Consider the following 4165-nt stretch of genomic DNA (forward strand, 5'->3'; position numbering starts at 1 on the left):
CGGCGGCACATAGATCACCGACGCATTGGCGCCGGTCGCCTCCCGCGCCTCGTGCACGGTGTTGAACACCGGCAGGTCGAGATGCGTCGCGCCACCCTTGCCCGGCGTCACGCCGCCGACCATCTTCGTGCCATAGGCGATGGCCTGTTCGGAATGGAATGTGCCCTGGCTTCCGGTGAAGCCCTGGGTGATGACTTTGGTGTACCTGTCGACGAGAATGGCCATGTCTGTTATCCCTTCACCGCCCTGACGATCTTTTCTGCGCCGTCCTTCAGGTCGTCGGCGGCAATGACGTTCAGGCCGGAATTGTTGATGATCTCCTTGCCCTTCTCGACATTGGTGCCTTCGAGCCGGACCACCAGCGGAACCGAAAGGCCGGTATCCTTCACCGCCGTGACCACACCCTCGGCGATCACGTCGCAGCGCATGATGCCGCCGAAGATGTTGACGAGGATACCCTTCACGTTGGGGTCCGAGGTGATGATCTTGAAGGCTTCGGTCACCTTCTCCTTGGTCGCGCCGCCCCCGACATCGAGAAAGTTCGCCGGCTCGGCGCCATAGAGCTTGATGATGTCCATCGTCGCCATGGCGAGGCCCGCGCCATTGACCATGCAGCCGATCTCGCCGTCGAGCGCCACATAGTTCAGGTCGAACTTCGAGGCTTCGAGCTCCTTCGGGTCCTCCTCGGTCTCGTCGCGCAGCGCTGCGATGTCGGAATGGCGGTAAAGCGCATTCGAATCGAAGCTCATCTTGGCATCGAGACATTTCAGATCGCCCTTGTCGGTCACGATCAGCGGGTTGATCTCGAGCATGCTCATGTCCTTGTCGACGAACATCTGGTAGAGGATGCCCATCAGGCGGACGCATTGCTTGACCTGCTGACCTTCGAGCCCGAGCATGAAGGCGATGCGGCGCCCGTGATAGGGCTGGTAGCCCGCCGCCGGATCGACCGAGAAGGTCAGGATCTTCTCCGGCGTCTTCTCGGCGACCTCCTCGATATCCATGCCGCCCTCGGTCGACGCGACATAGGCAACGCGCGATGTCTTGCGATCGACCAGCAGCGCCAGATAGAGCTCGCGCGAAATACCCGAGCCGTCTTCGATGTAGATGCGGTTGACCTGCTTGCCGGCCGGGCCGGTCTGCTTGGTCACCAGCGTGCGGCCCAGCATCCTGCGCGCTTCGGCGGCGGCCTCCTCGACCGTCTTCGCCAGCCGGACACCGCCCTTGTCGCCGGCATCGGCCTCCTTGAACGAACCCTTGCCGCGGCCGCCGGCGTGAATTTGCGCCTTGACCACCCAGAGCGGGCCGTCCAGTTCGCCGGCCGCGGTCTTCGCCTCGTCGGCTTTGGTCACGGCGCGGCCATCACTGACCGGGGCGCCATAGTCGCGAAGCAGAGCTTTCGCCTGGTATTCATGGATATTCATGAAACTGTCCCATTGCTGCGATTTCGGACTGATTGGCACGTCGCGCGCGTTAATAAAACGCATTTCTTCACCAACAGGCCGATTTCGCCAGAAAATCCACGATTTGTGATCACGCCTGCAAATCGCGTGATCACAAATCTGCCGGTACCCGCCCGAATCACCCGGACCATCCAACCAAGCCGTGTCTTTAGTCTGCGAAATCAACCGCATGCACGGTTATCGCTAACATTTCGAGAAGCAAAAGCGAAAAGACCCGCTGCGATGCAGCGGGCCCTTGTGAAGCGATGGCGGTACCCGTCAGGCGAGCGACGGCTCGATGCCCTTGCAGGCCTCGACCAGACCGCGCACGGCACTGACCGAATTGTCGAACATCACCTGCTCTTCCTTCGACAGCTTGATATCGACCACCTTCTCGATGCCGCCGGCGCCGATGATGGTCGGAACGCCGACATAGAGGTCCTTGAGCCCCAGTTCGCCATTGCAATAGGCGGCGCAGGGCAGCAGGCGCTTCTGATCCTTGAGATAGGCTTCGGCCATCTCGATGGCCGAGGTCGCCGGGGCGTAATAGGCCGAGCCGGTCTTGAGCAGACCGACGATCTCGGCCCCGCCGTCGCGGGTGCGCTGCACGATCGCGTCGAGTTTTTCCTGGCTGGTCCAGCCCATCGCGATCAGATCCGGCAGCGGGATGCCGCCCACGGTCGAATAGCGCACCGAGGGAACCATGGTATCGCCGTGTCCACCCAGAACGAAGGCCGTGACATCCTTCATCGAAACATTGAATTCCAGGCTCAGGAAGTGGCGGAAGCGGGCCGAATCCAGCACGCCGGCCATGCCGCAGACCTTGTTCGTCGGCAGGCCCGAGAACTGCTGCAACGCCCAGACCATCGCGTCGAGCGGGTTGGTGATGCAAATTACGAACGCATCCGGGCAATTGTCGCGGATGCCTTCGCCGACCGATTTCATCACCTTCAGGTTGATGCCAAGCAGATCGTCACGGCTCATGCCCGGCTTGCGCGGCACGCCGGCGGTGACGATGCACACGTCGGCGCCGGCGATATCGGCGTAATCCTGCGTACCCTTCAGCGCCGCGTCGAACCCCTCGGACGGGCCGGATTCGGCAATGTCGAGCGCCTTGCCCTCGGGGATCCCCTCGGCGATGTCGAAAAGGACAACGTCGCCAAGTTCCTTCATGGCTGCAAGGTGGGCAAGCGTGCCACCGATCTGCCCGGCGCCGATGAGCGCGATCTTGGGTCTGGCCATTTGTTTCTTCCCTGACTGGTTTCTGTTCGCAGCCGTGCCTAGCCATTCGCAGGCAAAGGCGCAAGTTGCGTCTGCGCGGCACAAGGATGCAGCGGCCCGGGCAAGGCAGGCGGAACAAAGACTGCCGCGCAAATTTCTTGCGTTTTCCGCAATGCGGCATTTCACAACTTGCGCACGCAGAAATCATGTGGTCTCTGCCACGGGCAAAACGACAGGAGAGTGACATGGACCTTGCCGCCCGCCCCTTCCGTTCGGTGCTCTACATCCCCGGCTCGAAGGAACGCGCGCTCGAAAAGGCCCGGGGGCTGCCGGTGGACGCGATCATCTTCGATCTGGAGGATGCGGTGGCCGTTGACGAAAAGGCCAATGCCCGGACCCTGCTCGCCGCGACACTGGCCGAGGGCGGCTACGGTCAGCGCACCCAGATCGTGCGCCTGAACGGGATGGAGACCGAATGGGGCTCCGACGATCTGGCGGCGATCATGGAAACCGGCCCGCAGGTGGTGCTGATGCCCAAGGTCGAGAGCATCGCCCAGGTCGAGAAGGTGGCGGCAAGGCTCGATGCCCACCCGGCCTGCGCCGAGACGCGGATCTGGGCGATGATGGAAACGCCGCGTGGCATTCTCCAGGCGCGCCTGATCGCGACCGCGCCGCGCATGGGCGGCTTCGTTCTGGGCACCAACGACCTGGCCAAGGAACTGGGCTGCCGGTTCCGCCCCGACAGGCTGCCGTTGCAGGCCGCTCTCCAGACCTGCCTGCTGGCGGCGCGGGCGCAGGGCATCGTCTGTGTCGACGGAGTTTACAACGCCTTCCGCGATGACGATGGCCTGCGCGCCGAATGCGAACAGGGGCGCGACCTGGGCATGGACGGCAAGACGCTGATCCATCCCGCGCAAATCGACATCGCCAATGCGGTCTTCGCGCCTTCCGAGGCCGAGATCGACCTTGCCCGCCGTCAGATCGCCGCGTTCGAGCAGGCGGCGGCGCAAGGCGTGGGCGTTGCGGTTGTCGATGGAAAGATCGTCGAGAATCTGCATATCGTGACCGCACAGGCCACACTGGCAAAAGCCGCGGCCATCGAAGCACGGAACTGAACGGGAGAAGGAATGGGCTGGCTGATACTGATCCTTGGCATCGCGCTCTGGTGGGGCGCCCACCTGTTCAGGCGCGCGATGCCCGACGCCCGGGCAAGGCTCGGCGATGGCGGGCGCGGCGCGGTGGCGATCGCGCTGGTCGTCAGCATCGTGCTGATGGTGATCGGCTTCAGGGCAACGCCGTTCGTCGAGGTCTGGAACCCGCCGGCCTTCCTCAGGCATGTGAACAACCTGCTGGCCCTGATCGCGATCTTCATGATGAGCCCGGCGCCGAAGCGGGGCCGGCTGCTGAACCGGATGCGCCACCCGATGCTGACCGGCTTCGGGCTCTGGGCCTTCGCGCACCTGCTGACCAATGGCGATCTGGCTTCAATCATCCTGTTCGGC

Annotated in this window: 4 protein-coding genes and 1 pseudogene; 2 read left to right on the top strand and 3 right to left on the bottom strand. The window is 63.3% G+C overall.

The annotated features are described in order from the left end of the window. The 3 genes and pseudogenes from ACK5IR_RS16355 to mdh all read right to left on the bottom strand — a co-directional run. Nucleotides 1-225: pseudogene (locus tag ACK5IR_RS16355) on the bottom strand (succinate--CoA ligase subunit alpha); the annotation flags it as partial. Nucleotides 226-230: 5 nt separating this feature from the next. Next, on the bottom strand, nucleotides 231-1424 hold the full coding sequence (sucC, locus tag ACK5IR_RS16360) for an ADP-forming succinate--CoA ligase subunit beta (RefSeq protein ID WP_416930380.1): 1194 nt from the start codon (nucleotides 1422-1424) through the stop codon (nucleotides 231-233). A 297-nt stretch (nucleotides 1425-1721) separates the two neighbouring features. Next, nucleotides 1722-2684: a malate dehydrogenase gene (gene mdh, locus ACK5IR_RS16365; RefSeq protein ID WP_416930382.1), complete on the bottom strand. Its 963-nt coding sequence runs from the start codon at nucleotides 2682-2684 to the stop codon at nucleotides 1722-1724. Nucleotides 2685-2908: 224 nt separating this feature from the next. Here mdh and ACK5IR_RS16370 point away from each other — a divergent pair, with 224 nt between their 5' ends. Together ACK5IR_RS16370 and ACK5IR_RS16375 are read left to right on the top strand one after the other, a co-directional pair. Further along, the gene (locus ACK5IR_RS16370) at nucleotides 2909-3778 is read left to right on the top strand and encodes an HpcH/HpaI aldolase/citrate lyase family protein (RefSeq protein WP_416930384.1); all 870 of its coding nucleotides are present in this window, start codon (nucleotides 2909-2911) and stop codon (nucleotides 3776-3778) included. A 12-nt stretch (nucleotides 3779-3790) separates the two neighbouring features. Next, nucleotides 3791-4165 (top strand): NnrU family protein (locus tag ACK5IR_RS16375; protein WP_416930386.1); only part of this gene is annotated, 375 nt, incomplete at its 3' end.

It is taken from the genome of Tropicimonas sp., from assembly GCF_047971885.1.
Lineage (GTDB): Bacteria > Pseudomonadota > Alphaproteobacteria > Rhodobacterales > Rhodobacteraceae > Tropicimonas.

Bases quoted from the DNA above. Each gene is read 5' to 3' on its own strand.
- sucC (WP_416930380.1), bottom strand. From the start codon at position 1,424: ATGAATATCCATGAATACCAGGCGAAAGCTCTGCTTCGCGACTATGGC.
- ACK5IR_RS16370 (WP_416930384.1), top strand. From the start codon at position 2,909: ATGGACCTTGCCGCCCGCCCCTTCCGTTCGGTGCTCTACATCCCCGGC.
- mdh (WP_416930382.1), bottom strand. From the start codon at position 2,684: ATGGCCAGACCCAAGATCGCGCTCATCGGCGCCGGGCAGATCGGTGGC.